This is a genomic window from Rossellomorea sp. GQ25 (assembly GCF_059758515.1).
Genome location: NZ_JCAXEQ010000001.1, coordinates 251608 through 276680, shown reverse-complemented (window position 1 = coordinate 276680; position 25073 = coordinate 251608). Strand labels below are relative to the sequence as shown.

Here is a 25073-nt window from a genome sequence, read left to right as displayed (position 1 = left end):
GGTAACGTAAAAACGTCCTTAAGCATTTGCTTAAGGACGTTTTTACGTTTATTCGTCATGGTCTATCGTTAAACCTTCAACAAATCGTTTTCCCATCAACTTATCTTTTTTCCTGTTTTCTTTACTGTTAAAGATAATATCAAAATCATAACCATCGGGGTATAGCTCTTTCACCGAAACATAAAGATCCAGACGTTTATGATTAATTATTCTTTTTTCACCTTTAATTTGTACCGTGTAATCTCCTTTATCATCTGGTCCTTCATATACAATCCCGAATTCTCCACTCAATGAAATCTTAACATTATCACCTTTCCTAAATAATTGACCTCCACTCTCCCCCTTTGATGAAGATTTACTACGGTTCCTTTTTTTATATTTGTTTACGATAACCTGTTTTTCCATTTCCTTTTTCGCATGATAATTGATTTCTCCCAGGTCATAGCATTTCTTTTCTCTATACGTAATTTCATGAGCTTTTTCAATGATTTCAGGGTGCATTCCCAGCTTTAGTGCAATGGCAAACGCTTGACTCTCGCCTCCCTTACCCACTATGAGCTTATAAGTTGGTTGTAATGTATCAATATTGAATTCCATACTCCCGTTCACGAAGCCTTCATGCTCTTCTGCGAAATGCTTTATTTCACTGTAATGGGTAGTTGCGAGTATCGTGGCTCCCTTTTCATATAATTGATCCAGGATGGCTGTGGCCAGCCCCATTCCTTCAAGGGGATCCGTACCGGAACCTAGCTCATCTAACAGAACCAAGGTTCGATCATTTGTATCCTTTAATATATCGATAATATTTTTTATATGGGAGCTGAATGTGCTTAAATTTTGCTGAAGGCTTTGACCATCCCCTATATCTAAAAGAATATCTTGATAAATACTGATTTCACTACCCTTTGCTGCCGGGATATGAAGGCCGCATTGGGTCATGAGGGTGAGAAGGCCCACCGTTTTAATGGCGACTGTCTTACCTCCAGTATTAGGCCCTGTTATGACTAACGCATTAAAATCCTCCCCCATCTGAATGGATAATGGTACTGCCTGTTTTCCAAGGAGGGGATGAACCGCATTTTTTAAATGTATTTGGTGATTTTCATTTACTATGGAGCTCACCCCATCAATGGAGCGGCTATATTTCGCCTTTGCAAATAGGACATCGTAATGCACCATCGTTTCAATCGCCAGTTTTAATTGTGGTTCGTACGTTTGAACCAACCCTGTTAGCATCCAAAGGATGTTCTCAACTTCACGGTCTTCTTCAAGTTTATAATATAATAGCTGATCTTGCTGAATGCTTAATTCCTCAGGCTCAATATAGAGAGTCGATCCTGAAGCAGATGAATCTAATACGGCTCCTTTCATTTTTCCTTTGTATTCTTTCTTGATGGGGAGAACATACCTGCCATTTCTCTGACTAACAATCGATTCTTGTAGGAATGATTTATATTTAGCTGACTTTACAATCGCTTGAATTTTATCCTTTAACCGATCCTCTTGAATCCCCATTTGTTTTCTAATCCTTAACAACTCTTTACTGGCGTGATCGTCCACTCTTCCATTACGGATGCATCGATTGATTTCTTCCCCAATCTCAGGGATATCTTCAATCGAATAAACATATGAAGATACCCTTGGAGCCACCCATTGTTTATCCTCCATGAATTTTTTTATTTTTTTACATGCATCTAGAAAATAGTAGAGGCTTGTAAATTGATCTGGTTTCAAAGGCACCCCTTTATTCAGGTTTGCTACAATGTTTTCAACGCCATCCAAAGCATGAATCGGTATACTTGCACTTTTTTCCAGGATACTTACGGCTTCCGTTACTTCACCTAAACGCATTTCAATTTGGCGTTTGTTGATTGATGGCATTATGTTCACTAATTCCTTTTTCCCCTCTACTGTAAGGGCATGCCGTGTCAAGTCTTCCTTCACTTTGTTAAATTCTAGTGTTTGAAACGTCTTTTCATTCATGTTTTCTCCTCCATATAAAAAAATAGACCACAACGAACAATGTCCATTGTGGTCTTACTCACTCGTATACTGACTTGCCAATAATAATCGCATGTGTCTACGTAAATCGTGAATCGTTTATAACTAGAAGTTAGAAACGACTACACAGATTTCCTGATTCATGTACACAAAAAGAGCTGTGCACAAAGACACAGCTCTCCTATTAAAGGGTTGAGTATGCTATGACCATTGTTCTTAACTACACTTTGAAGGCAAGGTTAAATAAGCTTATTCAATAACCTGTTTTTAAGGCTATTGCCTACAAAATGTCCGTATTCATTTCACGGTTAGTTAAGAACGACACCTAACATAGAACATACTCCCTTTGTATACAATATTTTAATTCATAAATAGTTTACGATGTCTGGGATTCATTGTCAATAGGCTACTATACAGACCTTTTATATTGGAACCTTTTCCATTGAAAACGGATAAAACAACCGACACAGAATCCCCCAAGTGCGATGGACGCTGCGAGGAATACCATTCCTGAGAAAATGTAGAATCCTGTGCTCCATCCAGCCAGAGCACTCATAATCGCTGTTCCTAAGCAAATCACGGCAATCATGTTGTTAAATTGCTGCTGATCAGCGTCTTCAGGAGGATACGATGAAAGCTCTTTCTTTAAGAAATTCCTCCCTGCCTTTATGACGGGATTGAACTTAAATATCATAGCTGATGACCCCACCATAAATGGAAGCAATAAGAAGAATTCTATTTGAAACATCCATGAAATGGCTACAGTTGTAACGATGAACCACTGGTTTAATTGAACTAAAGGTTTCGGTATTGAATTTAGTGAAGGTGATGCCATTTTAATTCATACCTTTCTGATTGGAATTAAAGTAATTATATTGTAGTGGATTCCTCAGAAAAAATCAAAAGAAAAAACCGAAATCAGCCGCCTATTTTTTGGCTGATTCCGGTTCTCATTATGATTGCTAGTTTGGCTGTATCATTTTGGGAAAGCTCTGCAGTTGTGTAACGTAATTCGATCATTTCTTGTATTCATAACGATTCTTTAATTCCTCAGGAGCCATCTTCACGATAAGCTGAAGCACAAATGTAAATACAGCGATATCATCTACAATTCCAAATAAAACAAAAACATCGGGAATCAAATCAAAAGGCAGCCAGAAATAAACAGCAACAATCCCTATTGACAATACCTTCTTAAAAACCGAAACCTCTTTCGATCGAAAGAAATCAACCAAAAACGGAACCGATTTCCGAATATTAAAAAGAAACCTCACCCGCTTCATAAACCTCATCATTCGTCTCTCATCACCAATCTTTCTTTATAACGTTAGCATAGCAAACTAAATTAGGGAAGATTTCGTATCTATTAGCATCTGCTAATAGATAGCATCGATTTTGGCTCATTCGAGGGAAACGGATGTTTCCCTCGCCTTTCAGCAAAGCTGAAAGGTCGACCAGTGGTAAAGACCCCCCGGCCCATATGTATTTGGGCCGGGGGTCTTTACCACTGGTCGGAAATGAGCCAAAAATCATCTCATACAGAATAATCTATTGCTTCTCCCTATAACCAGTGCTACCACCCCAACCTCAACACCCTTCTCTCCATTCCAAATCCTTCATCCGCTTATGAAATAGCCGGTAAATTTCTCACTGTTCCGGCTAACACTCTATCTTTTTAGCATACTCGCGTGTTATAATCTTTTAGATTGAGTATTAGGAGGTATATCACACATGATTCAAGTATCAGATGTAAGCTTACGTTTTGGTGATAGAAAGCTATTCGAAGACGTGAATATAAAGTTTAATCCAGGGAATTGCTACGGACTTATCGGAGCAAACGGTGCTGGTAAATCAACATTTTTAAAGATTCTTTCAGGAGAAATCGAAGCGCAGACTGGCCACGTATCAATGGGTTCAGGAGAGCGGCTTGCTGTATTAAAGCAGGATCACTTCGAATATGAAGAATATGAAGTGCTGAAAGTTGTCATTATGGGGCATACCCGTTTATATGAAGTTATGCAGGAAAAAGATGCCATCTACATGAAAGAAGATTTCTCTGATGAAGATGGCATGAGAGCTGCAGAATTAGAAGGTGAATTCGCCGAGCTTAACGGTTGGGAAGCTGAATCAGAAGCTGCAATCCTACTAAAAGGCTTAGGAATCAACGAAGATCTTCACACGAAACAGATGTCCGAACTTACAGGTGGAGAAAAAGTAAAAGTATTATTAGCACAAGCACTATTCGGCAAGCCGGATGTTCTTTTACTGGATGAGCCTACCAACCACTTGGACATTCAAGCGATTCAGTGGTTAGAAGACTTTTTAATTCATTTTGAGAACACAGTCATCGTCGTATCACATGACCGTCACTTCTTAAACAAAGTATGTACTCATATTGCTGACCTTGACTTTGGAAAGATCCAAGTTTATGTCGGGAACTATGATTTCTGGTATGAGTCCAGTCAATTAGCACTTAAAATGGCTCAAGACCAGAATAAGAAGAAGGAAGAAAAAATCAAAGAGCTTCAGGCATTCGTTGCCCGATTTAGTGCAAATGCATCTAAATCGAAACAAGCTACTTCACGTAAAAAATCATTGGAAAAAATCTCATTGGACGATATCAAGCCAAGCTCACGTCGTTATCCTTATGTACAATTCAAGCCTGAGCGTGAAATCGGAAACGATGTTCTACGTGTAGAAGGTCTTACAAAAACGATCGATGGAGTAAAGGTCTTAAACAATGTTACCTTTATCCTGAATAAAGAAGACAAGATCGCACTTGTGGGAGCAAACGAAATTGCCAAAACGACTCTTTTCAAAATCCTTGCAGGTGAAATGGAACCGGACAGCGGCACATTCAAGTGGGGAGTGACGACATCTCAAGCTTACTTCCCGAATGAAAACTCCAAGTACTTTGAAGGAAATGAACCTTCCCTTGTGGACTGGTTACGTCAATACTCACCGGAAGATGAGAGTGAAACATTCCTTCGCGGATTCTTGGGTCGCATGCTTTTCTCAGGGGAAGAAGTATTGAAGAAGCCAAGTGTCCTTTCAGGGGGAGAAAAAGTTCGCTGTATGTTATCCAAGATGATGTTAAGTGGATCAAATGTTCTGTTATTAGATGAACCAACAAACCATTTAGATTTAGAATCTATTACTGCATTGAATAATGGATTGATTAACTTCAAAGGTGCGATGATCTTCGCTTCTCATGACCACCAGTTCATTCAAACCATTGCGAATCGCATCATTGAAATCACCGAAGATGGTGTCATTGATAAAGAAACGACTTATGACGAATTTCTTGAGATGAAAGCTTCTATGAAAGCTTAATGTGAACCAGAAAAAGCAGGTAGCCTGATGGCACCTGCTTTTTTTCATTCTCTCGCTACACGGTCATTCATATTGACCATGTTTAACCAAGTATCCTTTAATCTGAAAATAGCCTATTTTTTTCGGTAATTCTTCTTTAATGGGCTTTAAGAGGTGCGTCCCTACTTTCTGGACAGCGTCTTCAATAAGTGTTTCTTCTTCTTCTGTAAAGAGGATGGTCCAGTCATTCGTGATGCCTTCCTGATAGGCACGGATAATGTGATTTTCAATCGTTGCTGTACTCATTCCCCGTTCTTTCGCAATGACTTTAATATCCTTGTTATCCTTGAATAACTCATAGCTGATCAAATAAGAAGCCATGTCAGATTTACTTGTCTTGCGTGGTGGTGCAGTTTTGATCACTTCGACTTCATGCTCTGGATTTTCATCTATAAAGGAAGAGATTTCCTTGATGAAAATTTCTCCATAACGAATCAGCTTGTTTTCCCCCACCCCGCTCACTTGGAGGAATTCATCAGGTGTTTTCGGCATATTCACACACATATCCTGTAAAGACTTATCTGAGAAAATAACGAATGGTGGGACCCCTTCTGAATCTGCAATTGACTTACGAAGAATCCGAAGAGCTTGGAACAAGCCATCTTCTTTATGGATGATAGCAGAAACCGTTGGTTGAACCTTCCTGGCAACTTTTCTATCTCCCATTAACACTTCTTTCCCTTTTGAGGAAACCTTTAACACAGGAAAGCTCCCACCTTCAACTTGTATGATACCTTCAGAAATCAAGTAATCGATAAACAACCCAACTTCCTTCTGGGACTGATTCTTCATTAAGCCATACGTGGATAACCGGTCAAACCCCCACTCCAATATTTTCTTTCCTTTCGAACCGGTGAGTACACCACTAATAAGTGAAGTTCCGAATCTCTCATTCATTCTCATCATACAGGACAATACCATTTGAGCCGCTGTCGTTACATCTTCTGATTCTCTTTCATCTAAGCAATTGCTGCAATGACCGCAAGCATGATCAACCTGTTCTCCAAAGTACGATAAAATATAGTTCTGTAAGCATGCTTCTGTATGGACAAAGTCAATCATATCACGCAGTTTCTGCATTTCATTATCATGCAGTTCTTGATTCACTATATTTTGGTCGATAATGTAACGCTGGGTCTGGATATCTTGAGGTGAGAATAAAAGAACACATTCACTTTCAATTCCGTCACGACCAGCTCTTCCTGCTTCTTGATAATATCCTTCCATATTTTTAGGAATTTGATAATGAATCACATAACGTACATTTGATTTGTTTATTCCCATGCCAAATGCATTGGTGGCAATCATAATCGCTATCGAATCATTCAGAAAAGCTTCTTGTTGTTCTTGTCTCAATGTATCAGATAGTCCTCCATGATATTTGCCAATAGACATTCCTTTTTTCTGAAGATGCAGATAAAGATTTTCCACTTCCTTTCGAGTTGCACAATAAATAATGCCCGAGTGCTGTTGATTTTTTTGAACATACTTCTCTACCCAACGCTTACGATCTTCACCTTTTACAACTTGGAAGAACAAATTCGTCCGTTGAAAACCAGTTAATACCTTATATTGATCTGGAATATGCAAATGATGAAGGATATCAGCTTGTACTTGTGGAGTTGCAGTCGCGGTCAGAGCAAGAATGGTGGGATTTGATTGTAGTTGATTAACAGCGTTATAAATCCCTAAATAGCTTGGTCTGAAATCATGACCCCATTGGGATAAACAATGGGCTTCGTCTACAGCTACAAGGGGGATCGGTAAGGTATTGAGGAATCGAATAAACCCAAATGATTCCAACCTTTCAGGAGCAATATAAACGAGTTTGTATTCACCTAAAGAAATCTCTTGCATCCTGGTGTCTACTTCACTATTCGATAGCGTACTATTAATATAGGTTGCTGGAATCCCTTGATGTATTAACGAATCCACCTGGTCTTTCATTAAAGATATGAGTGGAGAGATTACGAGTGTAACCCCATCAAGCATTAGAGCGGGAATCTGGTAACAGAGCGATTTACCTCCTCCTGTCGGCATGATTCCTACTGTGTTTTTTCCATCAAGTATGTATTCGATAATGCTCGCTTGTCCTTCTCTAAATTCGTCATATCCAAAGTACTGCTTTAATACTTGTTTTGCTTCTACGATCACATTTTCCCCTCCCAATAAATCATTCCTATCCCTTTATTGTATTCCAGAACGGGGAACGTGCCAATAGGGGGCTCCCATTTTTTAAACAAAAGGCTGTACATTCGTATTCATACACGTAATGTACAACCTTATCATTAACTTAAAACCACTTGACTGTTTTTTCTTCTTTATTTACTTCAACTGGCTTTGACGGCTTCCAAAAGCTATCCCATACAGTTTCTCTACTCTCATTTGAAGAACTTTTAACTTCTTTCTCTTTCTTGTTAGACATGGTGCTCCCTCCTTTAATACATAAATACATTACATCCTATTCAAATGTAAAAAAAGAGTTTAATAATTTTTCAAAAAATCACTAAGAAGATGAGGCTTGTTTGGCCTCGACAAAAAAAAGAACCAATCAAATGATTGATTGGTTCTTTACGATCCATTAGGATGATTTCATTGTTGGATGTGGATTGTCTACAACTTGTAATACCTTAGTAGATGTCACCATATCTTCTTTACAAAGCGGACACTTAGGTGTATCTTCACTTTTGAAGTTATCTCTCATCCAGCCTTTACAATCTTCAGCGGAACAAGCCCAAATCTTTGTTTCCTCTGTTTTAATTTCTTCCTCAACTTGATTTCTACGACCAAAAGCCATTGAACGTCCTCCTTTAAGGTAAGTAGGATTTCCTTGCTATGCTTTCTAACAGGAAAATAATGATTGTGGTAATTTATGCTGCAGATAGTATGTGGTCAGTTATGTGAAGCTAGTGAAATCGAACAATTTCTGCGATTGTTTCCATTATACCATACTTGACTCCAATTTAATATATGAACTCCTTAGTAAAGGTAACAAACGCACCATATGTAATGAAGGAAGAAAAAAAAATCCTTCATCATTTTTTCTTTCTGTTTCTTGAAGAAGGAGCCTTTACTCCACCTGATAATTCCTGGTTGGTCGTACCTTGTCCTTCCACTTGAGAAGAACCAAGCACAGCTTTTGATGGATCTTTTTTCTTGTTGCTCATCTGCTTCACCTCCACTCCTACCTTGCCCAAATCCATTCCAATATATGTATGGATCTGTCCATTAGTTTGTGCTGGATGGTGAGGGAACTGCTCCGCTTGCAGCTAGCGTTCGGCCGATCCTCCTCAGCTTAGCCGAACGGGGTCTCGGCACGACCAAAACCCGCCGGAGTCTACGTAGTTCCCCTCACCATCTTTAAGAGATTTTTCGTGACAGATCTAAAAGGTGTGCGAAAAACAATCTAATTTGACAACAGCATAAATTTTCTTCAAAAGGATGTCACTCTCTACTCACTTTTAAAAATGTTATTTGCTAAAAGTTTTTGTTTTTATTTATTTCTTTTTAAAGAAACATGCTCAGAAAGTTGATTGGAGCGGAAGGATGCTCGACTCCTGCGGGAATAGCTGGACAGTACGAAAAGCGGAGGGGCTTTGCCCAGGGGCGACAAGCATAGACGAGTCTGCCGAAAAGGCGCTCTTTGCCTTTTTGGCAGACTTGGCTTATGACCTCGAGCCCCTAAGCCCCGTAGCTTGGACAGGTGAGACCCCGGAGGCGTGCCGAGGAGGCTCACCGCCAGCCCCGCGGAAAGCGAGCATCCTGTAGCGGAAATCAACTACTTCTTTCTTCCTTAAGATAGCCACAAACTTTGTGAAAAGAGACTTAATGAAAAGATAACACCTTGTGATTAAGATAAGGAATCATGGGAAGTCTAATCTATAAATTAAGGTTTAGGGTGTTGAATTCTGTGTTTAGACGTAGAGAAGTGAAAAAAGATATTGAAAACGGGTCCCCCCATAGCTTTGATATAGATACATTTCATAAAGAAATCCTTTCACTGGTGAGCAATAGTGAAGATTTGGTATGCAGAATCATTACAATAGGTGAACAGAAGCTTGCAGTAATATATTTTGATGACTTAATCAATACTACCTTGATGCAGGACAGCATCATCAGGCCTCTTGAGGAATCCACAGGTGACCTGAATTATCAAATCATCCAGGATACGATTAATATTGGGAAACTTACACAGACGAATCAAATTGATGACGTTGTAGATAACATCGTCAATGGAACGGCTTATATTTTCAAGCAGGGTGATACACATGGGATATTAGCGGACGTTGCTGATAAAGGCACAAGGGGATTGGAGAAAGCTGAAACAGAATCCCTTGTGTTTGGTCCTAAAATTTCTTTCACAGAATCCATCACGAAGAATTTAAATTTAATTCGTTCTAATATTAACGATCCAAAACTATGCGTTGAAACATTCATGATTGGATCAAGGGCGAAGAAAAAAGTTCAAATGGTTTACATAAAAGACATTGCTGAAGAAGAGAATGTAAATACGTTTAGGCAGCGTATTACGGAGATTGAAGTCGATAGTATAGTTGATTCCACAGTACTCGCTCAGATGATTGAAGATAATTCATTTACATTCTTTCCGCAGCTTATCACCACTGAGCTCCCTGACCGCTGTACCATCTCACTCCTCCATGGAAAGATCTGTTTACTTGTCGATCGCAGTCCTACAGCGATCATCGGACCATCTACGTTTATGAATTTCTTTGAATCGACAGAAGACATTTATATGAGATGGAATATGGGGACATTCCTAAGACTAATCCGTTTTGTCGCAATCTTTTTCTCTATCCTTTTAACACCTGCTTATGTGGCGGTCTTGACATTTCATTATGAGGTCATTCCCTCTGCTCTCCTTGTTTCTCTGGGACAGTCAAGATCTAACGTTCCATTCCCTCCCGTGTTCGAGGCGATTTTATTGGAATTCATCATTGAGCTACTAAGAGAGGCGGGAGCAAGATTACCAACAAAGGTTGGGCAAACCATGGGGATCGTAGGTGGTATAGTCATAGGGCAAGCGTCAGTTCAAGCTGGGTTCACCAGTAACATTTTAATTATTATCATCGCCATCTCTGCCTTGGGTTCCTTTACTGCTCCAAGCTATGCAATTGGAACAGCCGTAAGAATCATCCGTTTCCCAATCATCATCATGGCCGGGTTATACGGGGGTGTGGGAATCATGTTTTGCCTCTGTTTCATTCTCATTCATTTACTGAAAGTGACAACATTGGGAAGACCTTATCTATCGCCTATTTACCCATTTAGGTTTGCAGATTTCAAATACAGTCTATTCCGCTTACCCTATCAGTATTTAGTCCAACGTCCAATTTCCAATCACCCCATAGATCAGGGACGAATCCCTGAGAAGAAAGCAAAAGAGAAGAAAGACGTTGATGAGTAAAGGATGAAATGTATGAATATTAATGTGAATCCAAAGGAAGGGTTAATGTTTAATGCCTTTTTGATTATGTTTATCTTACACACAGCCCAAACCGGAGTCGGGATTGCAGGGCTGCCAAGAATCATTTACATAGAGGCCAACAGGGACGCATGGATTTCTGTCATATTAGCTGGAATTCTCGTTTCGATTGTACTATTTCTCATGGTAAAAATGCTTGAAACATACGATAGTACCGATCTGTACGGTATTCACTTGGACATTTATGGGAAGTGGTTCAGCAAAGGATTTAACGTCCTTTATATTGGATATTATCTCAGTGTCACCTACGTGATCTTAATGAACTATATTGAGATGGTCCAGGCGTGGATATTCCCTGAAATGCCCACATGGCTCTTGATGGGGTTATTGATTTTTTTAATGGTTTATTGTGTGTTGGGGGGAGTCCGGGTCGTGGTCGGTATTGCTTTTTTAGGTCTCATCCTTGCCTTCTGGTTAGCATTTATGATCTATACCCCCATCAAATATATGGACTTCAATCACCTACAACCTGTCCTAACTTCTTCCCCGAAGGAGATTATGATGGGGATTTACAAAACGAGCTTTACTCTCATTGGCTTTGAATTAATGCTATTTGTGTACCCTTACATCAAGGATAAGAAAAAAGCACTTAAATATGGACTGATCGGTGCAGGATATTCATGCTTTCTCTTTACGGTTGTGACCGTAGTCAGTATCGGTTTTTTCTCAGAAGATGCGCTTTTAAAGACCATCTGGCCAGTCCTGTCCATGTTCAAGATATTGAGGATCCCAAACTTGGAACGATTTGAATTCATTGCCGTTTCTTTCTGGATGCTGGTCATCCTTCCAAATATCTGTCTCTATTTCTGGGCAGCTTCAAGAGGAATGAAAAGAGTATTTAATGTTTCTCAAAAAAAATCCATTTACCTCTTCGCCATCCTGCTCTGGATATTGTCCCTCTGCGTGCAGGATCGTATCATGATGAATACCATTACAGACAAAGTTGGGACGTCCAGTTTTATTCTTTCGTTCGTTTATCCCTGCTTCCTCTTCATACTGGTTAAATTGAAATACTTTGTTAAGAAGGATAAGGGTGTAGATGTATGAAGAGAACCATCATGCTTCTTCTTTGTCTTTGTACATGTTTCTTAAGCAGCTGCGTGGAGACGAAATATTTAGAAAAGCTTGGATTGATTACAGCGGTCGGTTATGATCAGGCTGAAGACGAAAAAATAACAGGCACAATGGTCCTCTATCAGTTTAACCCAGCCATGCAGGATGTTGAAAAGGTACTTATAAGTAAGTCAAAGACCAGTAAAGGAATTCGTCTGTCACAAAATTTAGAAACCGATCATAAGCTTGTTTCCGGTCAGTTAAGGATTACTGTTTACGGAAGGGAGCTTGCAGAAAAAGGGATTTCTCATTTGGTTGATACGTTGGAACGGGATTCTTCCATTGGGAATATGGTGTACTTAACCATAGCTGATACGACTGCAGAACAAATCCTGAATTATCAAATGAAGGAAAGACCTTCGAATATTGGGACGTACTTATATAATTTGGTCAGGCAAAATGTTGAATCGGAGATGATTGTTTCTCCAACACTACAAGAATTCATCACCGATTACGGAAGTGTTGGCAAAGACCCGATCCTGCCATTGCTAAAGGCATCAGACGGGAAGGTTGGAGTGGATGGGTTCGCATTGTTTACAAAGGATAAATTCATTAAAGAAATTAAAAAAGACAAGATTTTTTATATTCAATCTCTTATGGAAGATTACAATGCCGGCAGCCTCGAAGTGGAACTACCATTAGAAAAGTTCAAACCTTATTTATCAAGTCCACACATTGGTCAAGAAAACGATAAGGTTTATATTATGATAGATAGTATCAAATCATCTCATAAGATAAAAACAAAGAAAAAAGCAACACCATCCTTTGATGTGAAATTGAAGATCGAATCACGTATACTTGAAATGTCTGAAGAAATGAAATTGTCAGATCCGAAAGCGTTAAGCTTACTTGAGGATGAGATTGGGGGTTATATTGAAAAGAACATTAAAGAAATTATCTTGATGCTTCAAGACGAAGGCACGGATCCAATTGGATTTGGCATGGAGTATAAAAGTATAAGGGGACACGAAGACTTATCGAGGGAAAAGTGGGATAAACTGTACAAAGATGCTTCTTTTCATGTGAAAGTAGAGAATAAAATCATACGGACAGGAGTAATCGATTAATAACCAACGGGTCCATCCAATCAAGATGGACCTATTTTTATTCCTTTGGAACTCGTTTTGTGATTTCATTGATGATTGACTTATTCTTAATTTCCAACGGTCGATCATCTTCAAAAATAATCAATCCGTGATAAACCTGTAGATCATCGTCACACGCCTCGCAAAAAAACACTTCACCTGGATCCCAAAAAGCAATTGAGTGCAACCTCTTACTTTTTGACTTCCGATAGCTTTCACTCAGTCGTCTGATTTCTTCAAGAAACATATCGATTGCTTCATCCCTGTTATTAAATGTCCACTCCTGAACAATATCTTTTTCCCAGCCTTCAAAAAACCACCAAGGCTCTGCATCACTTTTTGTAGTCATGACTCTCCATGTTTTATTCAATGCTTCACCCTCCTTTTTTCCATGTCCAAATTGTACATAAAATACGAACGAAAGAAAAATATTTAAATTGTGCTACTCTAAATTATTGACAAGTTCCCCCCTGTACAAGCATAGGTTTATTAGAAAAGGCCAATGTTAATCAAAGCTAATAATTAAAGGGGGAAAAACATTTGAATTTTATTGTTTTGAAGAAAGGCTCCATCATCGCCATATTAGTTACCATTATGATCATTACTGTCGGGACGATATGGGCACTATCCTCTAAAAATTCCTATCCTACCGTTTCATTATTAAATAAAACGGGTGAGAAACAAGTCATCCAGCTGGTCACTGGGGAATTCAAGTCTGAAACAGCCTCAGGAAAAAAGATTGAGGCCTATCGATGGGACCCTGGAACGATTGTAGTAGAAAAAGAGGTTCCTTTGGAATTACGGATCTACGGAGTCAACGGCGCGGAACATCCATTTTATATTGAGGGAACGGACATTAAAGGTACAGTAAAAAAAGGGGAAGAAACCGTTGTAAATGTGTCGTTTTCAAAAGAGGGAACGTATAGACTGATTTGCGAAACACATGAAACCATTGATCGGAACGGCCCAATGATTGCGTATATAGTGGTTGATTAATGTATGAAGTGTGGGGTGGGTATGGCATCATGTTAAAATGCCATGCCCATTGCATACCCAGCCACTCCAAAAATGATTCCAACGAAATAACTTCCGAAAAAATAAAATAGACCCATTTTTACATTTCCCTGGAGAAGCCTCAATACCTCCCAGTTTAAGGTTGAGAAGGTAGTAAATGCTCCACACACTCCGATCCCGAAAAAAAACATAGCATTCTCCTCAGCGCCACTTCCAACCAGAAGCCCCAAAAGTAAAGAGCCTAATACATTGACTAATAGGGTCGCTTTCGGAAAACGCGAACTACTGCAACGCTTAACGACGTTTGCAACTAAATACCGTCCGATTGCCCCAACACTCCCCCCCAATGCTATCAACAATATGTTAACTCCCATGACTGATCACCCTCCCTTTTCTTCCTGAGACAGAGCCCATCCATGCAAAAAGGACCCCACCAAAAGAAGTAATGGTAATATATACGAAAAACATGTCCCATTGCTTCTGCAATAAAAAGGTGATCAACTCGATACTAAGTGTCGAAAAAGTTGTAAAAGAGCCCAAGAACCCTGTTGCAATAATTAAATAAGATTTTTCATATTTAGAAGACCATCGACTATAGAAATAGGCTAATAGAAAGCTTCCTAAGAAATTCGCCGTTAGTGTCGCGAACGGTAACCCATTTTGAATGGTCCAGTGATAACTAATTACCCACCTGCACAAACTTCCTAACGCTCCACCAATCCCGACTAATAAATATTTCATTCTGTGTAACATCCCTATTTTATAAATTATTTTTTTGTGAATCCTTTTGTTCACTTATTCGTATGTACAATTACCATAGTTTCTTATTCCATTTAGCAGTATACTTTAACTGGAATAGAGTTTATGCTTTAAACAATTAATTTTATCAGAAAATTGAAGGAGTCTTCTCCATTGACATTTATCATTATACAAGACTTATTAGACTTTTACTTAAGTCCATTACATTTTAGTATCGTATTACTATTTATCATCGCTTTGATTTGGGATCACTTCCCTGGCACCTTTCATCTTTACGTACGACCCTATGATAAGAGGGTTGAAGGACCAAATATCATTGCAAAATGCGTTGCAGCTAATGATATTCTACCTATCGGGATCAGGTTCATTACATGCATGAAATTTCAATTTTATCATACTGATAATGACGAAGAATCCTCTTCTGTTTGTTTTTTAACCAACAAACATTTATACAGAGGAGGAATAATCATTGAAAAAAATTTTGTTCATGTTCTTGGGACTATTCACTCTAACAGGCTGTCAAAGTGCAACAACTGAAGGAGCGTTCTTTCACGACTATCTTGTTAACCCATTTTCGTTTCTCATCCATGAAATAGGTACCTTCCTAGGTGGAAACTTTGGTCTTGCGATCATTATCATTACTCTACTTATTCGTCTCGTTCTTCTTCCTTTTATGCTTAAAACGTATAAAAATCAACAGGATATGAAAGGGAAAATGGCTTTAATCAAGCCGGAGATGACGCAAATTCAAAAAAAGATAAAAGAAGCGAAAGATAAAGATGAACAGAAAAAACTACAGCAAGAAATGATGATACTTTACCAAAAACATGGAGTGAATCCTCTTAATATGGGATGTTTACCCTTGTTAATTCAAACACCCATATTGATTGGGTTATACTATGCGATTCGGTCATCATCTGAAATCGCAAGCCACTCCTTTCTATGGTTTAATTTGGGACAGCCGGACTATATAATGGCCATTATCGCTGGAATGGTGTATTTAGCCCAAGCTCAGGTATCTTTGATGAATATGCCTGCAGAACAGCTGGCCCAAATGAAAATAATGAGCTATCTTTCGCCCATTATGATCTTTATTTTTTCATTCAATGCTCCAGCTGCCTTACCCCTATATTGGACAATAGGAGGGGCATTTCTTATCTTACAAACGCTGATTGGTAAGATTCTTTATCATCATCAACCATCTTTAGAAAAAAAAGAAAGTCAATGATAAAAGGGAGCCCTTAAGCTCCCTTTTTTACATCTAAAACTTATTTATAAGATTATTTTTTGACAGATCCTATTCTGAAAATGGATATTCCCACAATGAAAAGCAGGATCATGTAAATAAAAAATGGATAAAATAGAATTTCTTGACGTAATTCATCTCTGTAAAACACTTCTGTACTTTCACTTGAGGCAACTGCGCTTTTGTGTTTTATAGAAGTGTTCATCACAGGACTCAGCTTGGTTGAAATCATTTTTTCTTGATTTTCGTTATAAAGGGTTAAAACGCCATTACGATCCAGGACCTCAGTGAACTTTCCATTCATAGGCTGAGTATATTGGAAATCCTGTTTAAGCTCAAAGGAAGTATCCTCATATTGAAAGACCGTATCCTTTGGAATATGGCTTCTAGTGAAACCATTTAACCCATAATCAAGTAGTTTTCGGGTATCTGAGTAGATAGCTCTCTTCGACTGAGCCTTCATCGTAACAATGACCAGAGAAAGACCTTTATTTTCAGCAGAAGTCACAAGCGTATGTTTGGATTCATCAATAAACCCATTCTTCCCTCCGGTCACTTCCGGATAAGGAAGTTCCCCTTTCACCATTTTATGATGATTATAAAGAGTAGTATTCCACCCCTCAGTCGACCAATCAATTGATTTCAAACTAAAAAGCTCTTGAAATTGTTTGTTCTTTAACGCATAGCTAGTAATCACTGCCATATCATAGGCCGTTGTATAGTGATTCCTACCGTACAGTCCATGAGGGTTTTCAAAATTAGTTTTCTCTACACCAATTTCTTTTTGTAGATAAACGTTTAATTTTTCAATAAACTGCTGTACGGATCCCTCGGTGTGTTCAGCAATGGCAACCGCTGCATCATTACCGGAGTTGACCATCAGCCCTTGTAGCAACTGCTCCAAAGAAACCCTTTCTCCGGCTTCCAAATAAACGGTGGAGCCTTCTGTATTACTTGCTTTCTCACTTATTACCACGTTGTCATCCAGGTTGGCATGCTCGATCGCATAAATAGCTGTGGCAATTTTTGTAATACTTGCAGGGCTCATTCGTTTAGCCGAATTTTTTGAATACAATATACTCTTTGTTTTAGAATCTATAATGATAGCCGAATCACTAATTATATTTTTAGGTTTTTTCACATTATTTTCTTGAGCTGATACGATAGAGGCAGAAAAGCAAAATAAAATCAGAACAATGAACCATTTTTTCATATATCCACACACCTGTCTTGTCAATGTACTAACCCATTCTATCAAAAATGTATTTTTTTTAATCATGAATTTGAGAAATGTTAAGAAATTGAAAGAATGGTGTCAAATCCTGACAACCATTTCTATCTTGTATAATGAATATGATGACAATATTTCCATTTCTGCTTCATTTACACTAAAATAAAAGTGTGCATATGAAACCTTTTTGCACACTAAATCGTATTTAACGTAAGCATCTTTATTAAGGGGTAGATGAAATGAATACATTTCTTCAATTTTTAGTACGAACGGTCATCTCATTCAGTATAGGGACTAGTAGTTTTATCGCCTACTTACTCCTATTTGACTTAGGATTTCCTCTTACATTCTTATCAAGTCTGGGTACAGGGATTCTCATTTTCTTAATTGTGAAGGGGCTGCAAAAGAGATGGTGGCTAAATAAAAATGGACTTTCCTCACAGGAATTTCGATATATTAACAAGAATTTAAAAGAGGCGAAAGAAAAAGTTAAACGCCTTCAAAAACAACAATTAAGGGTAAGGTCACTTGGTGCCTTTAAGCAAATCCTCGAATTGAATAGATTGAGCAGAAGGATTTATCAACTCGTAAAGAAAGAGCCTAAAAGATTCTTTTCTGCAGAATCATTTTTCTTCTACCATCTGGATTCCGTTGTTGAAATCACTGAAAAATATACGTTTCTTGCTGCCCAACCCGGCAAAAACAAAGAAGCATTCTTATCACTTCAACAAACCAGGACGACACTTGATGATCTGACAGAGTCATTGGAAAAAGACCTAGAAAACGTATTGGCTAATGATATGGATACACTACAGTTTGAACTAAACTTTGCCAATCAACATTTATCTCATAAAAAAGACTTAAAATAGATATCGGAGGTTTTATGATGGAGCAACGAAATGAACAATCTGAACTGGATTTGCTGCTTTCGAACCCGTTTGGGGAGGAAGTACCTGCCGTCAAAGAGCAATCCCCGTTGTTACTTGACCGCTTACCTATAGAACAACAGGAAAAAGCAAAGCAACTGGCAGCTCAGATCGACTATAAAGACTATGAAGCCATTCTAAAATACGGAACAGCCGCTCAATCACAGCTATCGAGTTTTTCTCACTCTATGCTTGATCATGTCCAAAAACGGGATATCGGTCCGATTGGGGATGTCTTAGGTGATTTAATGAAGAAGCTTGAGCAAATGAATCCTGATGAGCTGAACACTAAACAAAAAGGTGTGTTTAAGAAACTATTTCGTAAGGTTTCTTCTTCTCTACAGGAGGTTCTTTCTAAGTATCAAAAGATTGGATCCCAAATTGATCGTATCTCGGTCAGACTTGAGCACTCCAAGAAAACCTTACTCGATGATAACCGGTTGTTGGAAACTCTGTATGAAAAAAATAAAGACTATTTCCAAGCCCTGAATATGTACATTGCTGCAGCTGAAATTAAACGTGAAGAGATTCAACATACACTGCTTCCTTCATTACGCAAGAAAGCCGAAGAAACGGATGACGAGTTAATGTATCAGGAAGTCAATGATACGATGCAATTTCTAGATCGATTAGATAAGCGTATTCATGATTTAAAGCTAAGTAGACAAATGACCATTCAGTCTGCCCCTCAAATACGCTTAATTCAAAATACGAATCAGGCACTGGCAGAAAAAATACAGGCATCAGTACTCACAGCCATTCCTCTTTGGAAGAATCAAATTGCCATAGCCCTGACTCTCCTGAATCAGCAAAAGGCTGTAGCCGCTCAGAAACAGGTTTCACGTACGACCAATGAACTCCTACTAAAAAACTCAGAGATGCTTAAAACGAATAGCATTGAAACAGCGAAAGAAAATGAACGAGGAATCATAGATATTGAAACGTTGAAGAAAACACAAGAAAACCTTATTTCCACCATTGAAGAAACTTTGGCTATCCAAGCAGAAGGACGCCAGAAACGTCAGCAGGCAGAACAGGAAATGGTCACGATGGAAAACGACTTAAAACAAAAATTAATTGAAATCAGAAAGTAAAAGAGGAGCCGATTTGGCCCCTCTTTTACCTTTTTATTTATTCTGAGCTAAAAATCAACTTAATCTTCTGTTATTTCTCCTCATTGTGAACAATGCTATCCGTTATGGCATCATACTCCTTTTCCGCGATGGAACTTGTGATGATATCTTCCTTTTCCAATTTCGCAACGGCCTCATATTCTGCGTATAGTGCGTGTTTTCTCAGTGTAGTTAGCTGATCTTCTTTTATTACTGGATTTTTTTTGAATAAATCATCCAATTGAGCTTTTAACATGTCAATTCTTTTTGTATACATATCGACAAGCTCATTTGATACAGGATCTGTAATATAAAGTTTTTGTTTTACGCGATGGATTTCACCAATGGCTGTTTCATATCTGTGGAGTTGACTGAGCAATTTTTCAAATTCCACATGTCCTTCTTCTTTTGGTTTAATCCCTAATACATTGATCAATGGTTTGATTGTTAATCCTTGGATGACAAGGCTGAATAATACCACACTAAACCCAAGAATTAAAACGTCTTCTCTTCCTGGAAAATCTCTCGGAAGGCTGAGGACCAAGGCGATTGATAACGATCCTTTCAAGCCTCCCCAGTTCAAAATATGCTTCCATTTATGTGGGAAGTTCCCGATGAGAGATAAACTTGTATAGACTGCAATACTTCGTGCCAGCAGTACTAAGACAATGGCTGCGAAAATATATGGCCATTTTTCAATAAGGTCTATCCTCGTTATTTCAAGGCCGACCATTAAGAAAACGAGAGAATTGGCAAGTAACGCGGCTACGTCCCAAAAACTATTAATGTTCAATTTTGTTGTTGGGCTCATACCGATCTTCCCACCATAATTACCGAATATAAGAGCTGCAATTACTACTGCGATAACACCTGAAGCATGGAGGCTCTCTGCAAGGAGGAATGAACCATAAAACAATATTACACTAAATATAATTTCCAACGGATAGTCATCGAAGTACTTCGTTAAAACGGAAAACGCATAACCGAGGGAACTTCCAATAATGACACCCAAGGATACTACCCGGATGAACTCCCAGATACCACTCCCAAGCCCGGCCCAGCCTGCATCAATATAGGATAGTAAATAATAAGCTGATATATTGAACAATACAACGGCTAAACCGTCATTGAATAAACTTTCCCCTTCAATGACAACCGCCAACCTCTTCTTTACTCCTACACTTTTGAAAATGGATAGTACACTGACAGGGTCTGTCGCACTCATCAATGCACCAAAAACAAATGCTGCCGGAATGGGAAAGTCAAAAAGGTAATACGCTGAAAAGCCGATAATTAAGAATGAAATGAGTGTTCCTCCAAAAGCCAAGGCAATAATCGGCTCCTTGTTAGCACGCAAATGGGTGAAAGGCAGTTTCAAAGCTGCTTCACCCAAAAGCGCTGGTAAAAATAATGTGATAATGACAAAATTAAATACTTCTCCTTCTGTTATAAAATCCTTGAGGGGCTCTAGTACTGGTATATTGAATAACCCGATAAGGGCACCTACAATAACCAGGGCAATTGGATATGGCTGTTTGAATTTCTTGGCAATCGCCGTTATGCCTGCTGCGATCATCACTAAAATAAGTCCCAGTTCAAAAATATGGTGCATATCTAACTCATGCATAATCACCGTGACCTCCCTTTCTTTATAAGTTTTTTCCTCATCTCTTTATTAATTAACCTTCCCATCGTCACAAATACGACTCGCATTATATGATTTTTCACCATACAAAAAAGAATGACCTTCTACGATAAAGTAAGAATAGTCATTCTTCCATTATACATTTTTTTCCTCTTTTTTTTGTAATTAACGAATTTTTCATTTACAGATTCTTACCAAACCATGGAGAGAAATATTGATTTTTAGTGATTTTTTCTTGCCCCCACCCTTTTAGATTCAAGATGTGATTCATCCTGTGATATTCGTGAATCGCGGCATTCATATCAGAAATATTGTTCATCCTATCCATCCCCTTTGATTTAATTACTTTCAGTATATTGCAGGTAAAGGGAACCCGAATGAGATGGATGATTGATTTTGTTTCAGCCTAAGGACTGATTTGAATTCCTCCTCCCGCCCAAAAAAAGACGACTACATGTTTTCCATGTAATCGTCTTGGCTCTTCAACTATATACTTTTGTACAGTAGCTTCCGTAATAAAGGAAACAACACCTCAGGGAGTTCTTCTACATCTGAAACAAGAATACTATAATTCCCATAAATGTTCTGAATGGTTTTTCTTTGCCCTTCATCTATCTCTCCATTCGCTAAAAAGACGTTGATGACTTCTATCCCTTGTTTTCTTGCGTCTAATACAGCCTCATGAGTATCAACGATCCCGTTTTGCTCATAATCCATTGCTGCAGGCTCACCATCTGAAAAGACAAGAAGAAATTTTTGTTTTTCGTTCCGTTTAAGAATCCGTTCTGTCATTAACCGTATGGCAAAGCCATCCCGATTATCCTCTTCGGGCTGGAGCTGCATGATTTCTGAACCACTGTTAGACTTTAAGGAAGAATAGAAATCCAGTACAGGATTCATATAATTTGGTTGACTGGTCTTAGTGGCCTTGTTGGTATCTTCCCAGAAGCCGATAACCTCATGCGGGACGCGAACGGACTTTAACGATTCATGGAATAAAGTAATGCCCAACTTCGTTTGATCCATTTTGTCATACATCGAACCGGAACAGTCCACCAATAATGAGAACACCGCATCTATTTCAGAGGAAGGATTCTGTTTTTTATAGAATAGTCTGGGATTATCGTCAGTGATAAACCGCAATAACTTTTTGTTCAACCTACCAAAATGCAAATCACTTCTAGGCTGGATTCGCTTATGCTCCAACGTTTTCTCGATCATTTTTTGAAGCTTCTTTTGGTAAGGAGCGATTAATCCTTTGTAAACGTTATACGAATGCTTCTCTTCTGATGTTGGTATGGAAGGAGTGAGAAAATGGGGTACGGCAAAGCGGTTGTCCTTTCCAAGCTCACTTTCGCCTCCTCCAAGATCATCCCTCTCCTGTTCCTGGGCTTTCACATTTTGGTACTGCTCCTGCTCCGTCTCTTGAGCCGAACCTTGTACCATCGCCATTGCCTGGTCCCCATCATCCCCTTCACGGACTCCTTCTCCCATCAGATCAGATTGAGACCCTTGATCTAAATCAAATTGCAGAAAGGATTCCCCTTTGTCACTCGTTTCCCGGTGCCAAGTACTGAATTCTTCATCTATCACTTCTTCTTCCCCTGTGCTCTCTTCTTCCAACACATCCTGATTAGCAAGGGGATCTTTTCTCTTTAAATCGTCAAATGTTTCAGTTAATATGTCCTCCATGTTATACACATCTTCAGGTAAATGGAAGTATTCATTTAACATATCTTTTCTAACAATTTCATCTACTACTTCTACCATTTCCAAGCAAATGTTTACCACATCTTTTGTGTTACGGGTTTCAAAGAAGCGGGTGATTTGCCGATGCAAAAAGGGCATTGCTAAATCAATATCCTCATTTATCCGAACAGATTCTTCTAAAGGAGATTGTGCATGGAGAAGAAGGAATATTGAATTAAATAGAGCATCTGTAAAAACACTTTTCGTTAAGTTTACTTTAAGCTGTGCTTCGAAGTGTTGGCGATATAATTTTCTTCTCATTTCAAATGACTTCTTTGTTCCGGTACGCTTGGATTTACAAATTTCCTCTAAGCGAGCTTCTTCACCAATGACAAATAGCTGCTTGGCAAATCGGGGAACTGACGTTGCTTTCACCTTGTCAATATAATCGATAACTTCATCGTTCATGGTTTCATGAAGATTACCGATTGTCCTTAAATATATATCACTTTTCAACCCATGTACTTCTTCTTCTTTTTTTCGATGATCCCAAAAATGACTGACATAAACCGTTCCTTCCTTATAATCGAGATAAGAAAACGGTCCGTATTTCAAGTTCATATCCGCATTTTTGGAAAGTGTTTTCGTCAAATCAGCCATTTCCATCACTAAAAAAGAGTCTATGGTTTCATCATTAAATTGAATAAATCGATGCATTACAAGTCCCTCATTCAAATAAGGTTTCAGCTATATTCTGAATAGCCGCTTTTTCTCGTTCATCTTCCAGTTTATCAACGATTCCACGTTGTATAGCCCTTTTTGCCGGCAAGTACACGGCTAAATCACAGGCATCCAATAGGGCACGTATAGAAGCAGCTTCCTCTGAGATTTGGCCGTTTTTCACTTGAACCAACAAATCAGAAGACAGGGCTACAAATTGAGTAATAAGCTTAGAGTCAGACAACTTGCTTTGACTCTCAATCACGCTCTTTAACGTTTCCCCTTCAATGTAAGGTACATCAATGACGACAAAGCGATTTTTCAGTGCTTCATTTAACGGGACCGTGCCTACGTATCCTTCATTGATCGCAGCTATAACACCGAATGAAGGGGCAGCTTTCACGATTTCCCCTGTGAATGGATTTGTTATACTTCTGCGATAATCCAATACACCATTTAAGATCGGCAGCGTTTCAGGCTTGGCCATATTGATTTCATCTATATAAAGGAGATGCCCATTTTTCATCGCTTGAATAACTGGTCCCTCGATGAATTCTATGGTGTTTTTTCCGTCTCTTTCGCTGATTGTTTTATAACCCAGTAATGCTTCTGCATCTAAGTCAACCGAGCAATTTATACTATGCATCGGTTGAGAAAAGATGGATGACAAGGTATCAGATAACTTCGTTTTCCCTGAACCAGTGGGTCCCTTAAGAAGAAGATTTTTTCCTAATGATAGTGAGATGATACTATCTTCAATAATATAGTCTTCACTAGCCGTATATCCGCCTTCTCCAACTAATGAAGAAGGCTCAGTAGAAGAGAATAATTGTTTTCTCTCGTTTATTATATGAGTAACCGATTCAGGTAATAAACGTTCAACATTCATTTAATGACATCCTTTCCATTTCACATACTAGACATTCTACATGTAATAACGCTTACACTGCAAAGGCTCTGCCTAACTTTATTTTCAAAGCTTCTATTTTAATTTTGCTTCAGCAACCAATTAATACATCAGAATGTAAAAAAAAACACCCTCATTCGGGTGTTGATCAGCTTTTCAATTTCTAGATCGGGCTTCACTTGTTTGAGTCTCTATATATACTTCCGTTTCATAACTCTTGAATAGGTTAATTTGAGATGCTTGGTCCTCCATAAAAATGATTCGCTTACTAAATGAGTGTTTCATTCTCTTCTCCCCATTTGCACCACATTTTAGTAGCCATTAAAAAAAGCCGGTTTCTCCACGTGAGAAGAAACCAGCCAGAAAGGAGTGGCTTACACCTCTTCAAAGTACTCTTTGTAGAAGCCTCCCATTTTCCCACTTTCATCGATGACGAAGTAATACTCTTCAGATTCGTTTTTCACCTCGTATTCTTTTCCAATGGTTAAAACATTTTCAACTGTATATTTCTTCGCATCCGTATGTACACATTTTATCTTTTTTCCGGTATTGTCTTCAGTCCAAGTTTGGTGAATCAATTCAATAACCTCCTTTATGAATGTACTATGCTAATAGTATATTCTTACAGAGCTATAAGTTCAACTACTATCTCAATGACAGGAATACTTGAAACTTACTTCCTTCATATTAAGCATATAGGTCGTTCAATCGTCACAAATGAGGTTTAAATCTTCGTGCAGTGCAATGCTA

Annotated in this window: 24 protein-coding genes; 8 read left to right on the top strand and 16 right to left on the bottom strand. The window is 38.6% G+C overall.

All coding sequences use genetic code 11. The annotated features are described in order from the left end of the window. Window positions 1-48: 48 nt before the first annotated feature. From AC6CIB_RS01520 to AC6CIB_RS01510, 3 genes are all read right to left on the bottom strand, one after another. A complete protein-coding gene (locus AC6CIB_RS01520; RefSeq protein ID WP_498277568.1) occupies window positions 49-1983 on the bottom strand; it encodes an endonuclease MutS2 in 1935 nt (644 codons plus the stop codon). 427 nt (window positions 1984-2410) lie between these two features. Beyond that, complete coding sequence (locus tag AC6CIB_RS01515; RefSeq protein WP_498277567.1) at window positions 2411-2836, bottom strand: DUF4395 domain-containing protein; 426 nt, start codon at window positions 2834-2836, stop codon at window positions 2411-2413. Between the two features lie 181 nt (window positions 2837-3017). Further along, window positions 3018-3296 (bottom strand): YkvA family protein, encoded by a 279-nt coding sequence (locus AC6CIB_RS01510; RefSeq protein WP_498277566.1) that lies wholly within the window; start codon window positions 3294-3296, stop codon window positions 3018-3020. Between the two features lie 436 nt (window positions 3297-3732). Between AC6CIB_RS01510 and AC6CIB_RS01505 the strand changes: the two genes are divergently transcribed. Continuing rightward, window positions 3733-5334 (top strand): ABC-F family ATP-binding cassette domain-containing protein, encoded by a 1602-nt coding sequence (locus AC6CIB_RS01505; protein WP_498277565.1) that lies wholly within the window; start codon window positions 3733-3735, stop codon window positions 5332-5334. Window positions 5335-5397: 63 nt separating this feature from the next. Here AC6CIB_RS01505 and recQ read toward each other — a convergent pair whose 3' ends face one another. The 4 genes from recQ to AC6CIB_RS01485 form a co-directional block, all read right to left on the bottom strand. Further along, entirely contained in the window at window positions 5398-7527 is a 2130-nt protein-coding gene (gene recQ / locus AC6CIB_RS01500; RefSeq protein ID WP_498277564.1) for a DNA helicase RecQ, read from the bottom strand. A gap of 139 nt (window positions 7528-7666) precedes the next feature. Continuing rightward, window positions 7667-7798, bottom strand: a complete 132-nt coding sequence (locus AC6CIB_RS01495) for a hypothetical protein (protein ID WP_498277563.1) — start codon at window positions 7796-7798, stop codon at window positions 7667-7669. Between the two features lie 156 nt (window positions 7799-7954). Further along, window positions 7955-8170: a cold-inducible protein YdjO-related protein gene (locus AC6CIB_RS01490; RefSeq protein WP_034758928.1), complete on the bottom strand. Its 216-nt coding sequence runs from the start codon at window positions 8168-8170 to the stop codon at window positions 7955-7957. Window positions 8171-8408: 238 nt separating this feature from the next. Next, window positions 8409-8540, bottom strand: a complete 132-nt coding sequence (locus AC6CIB_RS01485) for a YuzL family protein (RefSeq protein WP_374053978.1) — start codon at window positions 8538-8540, stop codon at window positions 8409-8411. 743 nt (window positions 8541-9283) lie between these two features. Here AC6CIB_RS01485 and AC6CIB_RS01480 point away from each other — a divergent pair. The 3 genes from AC6CIB_RS01480 to AC6CIB_RS01470 are packed head-to-tail and all read left to right on the top strand — an operon-like array spanning window position 9284 to window position 13056. Continuing rightward, window positions 9284-10798, top strand: a complete 1515-nt coding sequence (locus tag AC6CIB_RS01480) for a spore germination protein (protein ID WP_498277562.1) — start codon at window positions 9284-9286, stop codon at window positions 10796-10798. A 12-nt stretch (window positions 10799-10810) separates the two neighbouring features. After that, the gene (locus AC6CIB_RS01475; RefSeq protein ID WP_498277561.1) at window positions 10811-11923 is read left to right on the top strand and encodes a GerAB/ArcD/ProY family transporter; all 1113 of its coding nucleotides are present in this window, start codon (window positions 10811-10813) and stop codon (window positions 11921-11923) included. Further along, entirely contained in the window at window positions 11920-13056 is a 1137-nt protein-coding gene (locus AC6CIB_RS01470; RefSeq protein ID WP_498277560.1) for a Ger(x)C family spore germination protein, read from the top strand. The genes AC6CIB_RS01475 and AC6CIB_RS01470 overlap by 4 nt, the downstream gene beginning before the upstream one ends. Window positions 13057-13093: 37 nt before the next feature. Here the strand turns inward: AC6CIB_RS01470 and AC6CIB_RS01465 are convergent, their stop codons facing one another. Next, window positions 13094-13444 (bottom strand): DUF1033 family protein, encoded by a 351-nt coding sequence (locus AC6CIB_RS01465; RefSeq protein ID WP_498277558.1) that lies wholly within the window; start codon window positions 13442-13444, stop codon window positions 13094-13096. A 170-nt stretch (window positions 13445-13614) separates the two neighbouring features. On the opposite strand from AC6CIB_RS01465, the gene AC6CIB_RS01460 reads away from it, so the two are divergent. Beyond that, window positions 13615-14070, top strand: coding sequence for a cupredoxin domain-containing protein (locus tag AC6CIB_RS01460; protein WP_498277557.1), 456 nt, complete (start codon window positions 13615-13617; stop codon window positions 14068-14070). Window positions 14071-14102: 32 nt separating this feature from the next. Here AC6CIB_RS01460 and AC6CIB_RS01455 read toward each other — a convergent pair whose 3' ends face one another. Then, window positions 14103-14462, bottom strand: coding sequence for a fluoride efflux transporter FluC (locus AC6CIB_RS01455; RefSeq protein WP_498277556.1), 360 nt, complete (start codon window positions 14460-14462; stop codon window positions 14103-14105). Beyond that, entirely contained in the window at window positions 14452-14829 is a 378-nt protein-coding gene (locus tag AC6CIB_RS01450) for a fluoride efflux transporter FluC (RefSeq protein ID WP_498277555.1), read from the bottom strand. The genes AC6CIB_RS01455 and AC6CIB_RS01450 overlap by 11 nt, the downstream gene beginning before the upstream one ends. 505 nt (window positions 14830-15334) lie before the next feature. On the opposite strand from AC6CIB_RS01450, the gene yidC reads away from it, so the two are divergent. Continuing rightward, on the top strand, window positions 15335-16075 hold the full coding sequence (gene yidC, locus AC6CIB_RS01445) for a membrane protein insertase YidC (RefSeq protein ID WP_498278608.1): 741 nt from the start codon (window positions 15335-15337) through the stop codon (window positions 16073-16075). A gap of 52 nt (window positions 16076-16127) precedes the next feature. Here yidC and AC6CIB_RS01440 read toward each other — a convergent pair whose 3' ends face one another. Continuing rightward, window positions 16128-17306, bottom strand: coding sequence for a D-alanyl-D-alanine carboxypeptidase family protein (locus AC6CIB_RS01440; RefSeq protein WP_498277554.1), 1179 nt, complete (start codon window positions 17304-17306; stop codon window positions 16128-16130). A gap of 257 nt (window positions 17307-17563) precedes the next feature. Between AC6CIB_RS01440 and AC6CIB_RS01435 the strand changes: the two genes are divergently transcribed. Next, window positions 17564-18193 carry a 5-bromo-4-chloroindolyl phosphate hydrolysis family protein gene (locus AC6CIB_RS01435; RefSeq protein WP_498277553.1) on the top strand — a complete coding sequence of 210 codons (630 nt, stop codon included), beginning with the start codon at window positions 17564-17566 and terminating at the stop codon, window positions 18191-18193. A 14-nt stretch (window positions 18194-18207) separates the two neighbouring features. After that, complete coding sequence (locus tag AC6CIB_RS01430; protein WP_498277552.1) at window positions 18208-19344, top strand: toxic anion resistance protein; 1137 nt, start codon at window positions 18208-18210, stop codon at window positions 19342-19344. A gap of 70 nt (window positions 19345-19414) precedes the next feature. Here the strand turns inward: AC6CIB_RS01430 and AC6CIB_RS01425 are convergent, their stop codons facing one another. From AC6CIB_RS01425 to AC6CIB_RS01405, 5 genes are all read right to left on the bottom strand, one after another. Beyond that, window positions 19415-20989, bottom strand: a complete 1575-nt coding sequence (locus AC6CIB_RS01425) for a cation:proton antiporter (protein ID WP_498277551.1) — start codon at window positions 20987-20989, stop codon at window positions 19415-19417. Window positions 20990-21188: 199 nt separating this feature from the next. Then, window positions 21189-21326: a hypothetical protein gene (locus AC6CIB_RS01420; RefSeq protein WP_498277550.1), complete on the bottom strand. Its 138-nt coding sequence runs from the start codon at window positions 21324-21326 to the stop codon at window positions 21189-21191. Window positions 21327-21493: 167 nt separating this feature from the next. Beyond that, a complete protein-coding gene (locus AC6CIB_RS01415; protein ID WP_498277549.1) occupies window positions 21494-23413 on the bottom strand; it encodes a vWA domain-containing protein in 1920 nt (639 codons plus the stop codon). A gap of 10 nt (window positions 23414-23423) precedes the next feature. Next, window positions 23424-24305, bottom strand: a complete 882-nt coding sequence (locus AC6CIB_RS01410) for an ATP-binding protein (protein WP_498277548.1) — start codon at window positions 24303-24305, stop codon at window positions 23424-23426. A gap of 392 nt (window positions 24306-24697) precedes the next feature. Continuing rightward, entirely contained in the window at window positions 24698-24901 is a 204-nt protein-coding gene (locus AC6CIB_RS01405; RefSeq protein ID WP_498277546.1) for a DUF6501 family protein, read from the bottom strand. Between the last annotated feature and the right edge of the window lie 172 nt (window positions 24902-25073).